Genomic DNA, 1,634 nt, shown 5'->3' with positions numbered 1-1,634 from the left:
TAAGGACCCTTAGTATCACTGGATTCGATATGGGCGCATCACAGCGGGTACGGGAATATCAACCCGTTGTCCATCGACTACGCCTGTCGGCCTCGCCTTAGGTCCCGACTTACCCTGGGCGGACGAACCTGCCCCAGGAACCCTTGGTCATCCGGCGCAGAAGATTCTCACTTCTGACTCGCTACTCATGCCTGCATTCTCACTCGCACGACCTCCACCACACGATCACTCGGCGGCTTCACCGGTTCGCACGACGCTCCCCTACCCACCCCCGGACCGGGAAACCCAGCCGGCGGGTGCCACGACTTCGGCGGTGTACTTGAGCCCCGCTACATTGTCGGCGCAGAATCACTTGACCAGTGAGCTATTACGCACTCTTTCAAGGGTGGCTGCTTCTAAGCCAACCTCCTGGTTGTCACTGCGACTCCACATCCTTTCCCACTTAGCACACGCTTAGGGGCCTTAGTCGGTGATCTGGGCTGTTTCCCTCTCGACCACGGAGCTTATCCCCCGCAGTCTCACTGCCACGCTCCACTTACCGGCATTCGAAGTTTGGCTGACGTCAGTAACCTTGTCGGGCCCATCAGCCATCCAGAGCCCTACCTCCGGCAAGCACCACGTAACGCTGCACCTAAATGCATTTCGGGGAGAACCAGCTATCACGGAGTTTGATTGGCCTTTCACCCCTACACACAGGTCATCCCCCAGGTTTTCAACCCTGGTGGGTTCGGTCCTCCACGCAGTCTTACCCACGCTTCAACCTGCCCATGCGTAGATCACCCCGCTTCGGGTCTACAGCATGCGACTCCGGGCGCCCTATTCAGACTCGCTTTCGCTACGGCTCCCCCACACGGGTTAACCTCGCCACACACCATAACTCGCAGGCTCATTCTTCAAAAGGCACGCAGTCACATCACAGCCGCCCGAAGGCGACTACGCTCCTACGGCTTGTAGGCACACGGTTTCAGGTACTATTTCACGACCCCTCACCGGGGCGCTTTTCACCTTTCCCTCACGGTACTCGTTCACTATCGGTCATCAGGAAGTATTTAGGCTTACCAGGTGGTCCTGGCAGATTCACACAGGATTCCTCGAGCCCCGTGCTACTCGGGACAACTCCCAGCAGTCGGCAGAATTTCGCCTACCCGGCTATCACGGTCTACGGCCGCCCTTCCCAGAGCGTTCGACTACCCCACCGATTTCTCACTGCTCGAAGAGACGGCGGTCCCTTCCGGAAGATCCCACAACCCCGCACACGCAACGCCCGCCGGCTATCACACGCGCACGGTTTAGCCTCCTCCGCTTTCGCTCACCACTACTCACGGAATCACTAATTTGTTTTCTTCTCCTACGGGTACTGAGATGTTTCACTTCCCCGCGTTACCACCAACCGCCCTATACATTCAGGCGGAGGCAACACCACATGACTGGTGCTAGGTTTCCCCATTCGGACATCCCCGGATCAACGTCTGGTTGGCGACTCCCCGAGGCTTAACGCAGCCTCCCACGTCCTTCATCGGCTCCTGATGCCAAGGCATCCACCGTGTGCCCTAAACAACTTGGCCACAAAGATGCTCGCGTCCACTATGCAATTCACAAACAACAACCAGACAACCAGCCCACCCCACCACCAA

Annotated in this window: 1 rRNA gene; it reads right to left on the bottom strand. The window is 58.0% G+C overall.

Features of this window, described 5'->3' with window-relative positions:
* A 23S ribosomal RNA gene (locus AAH991_RS39990) occupies positions 1-1,565 on the bottom strand; the annotation flags it as partial.
* Positions 1,566-1,634: the final 69 nt, after the last annotated feature.

The organism is Microbispora sp. ZYX-F-249, from assembly GCF_039649665.1.
GTDB lineage: Bacteria > Actinomycetota > Actinomycetes > Streptosporangiales > Streptosporangiaceae > Microbispora > Microbispora maris.
Note: the sequence above shows the minus strand (reverse complement) of the source record. Positions and strands in the feature narration are given on the sequence as shown.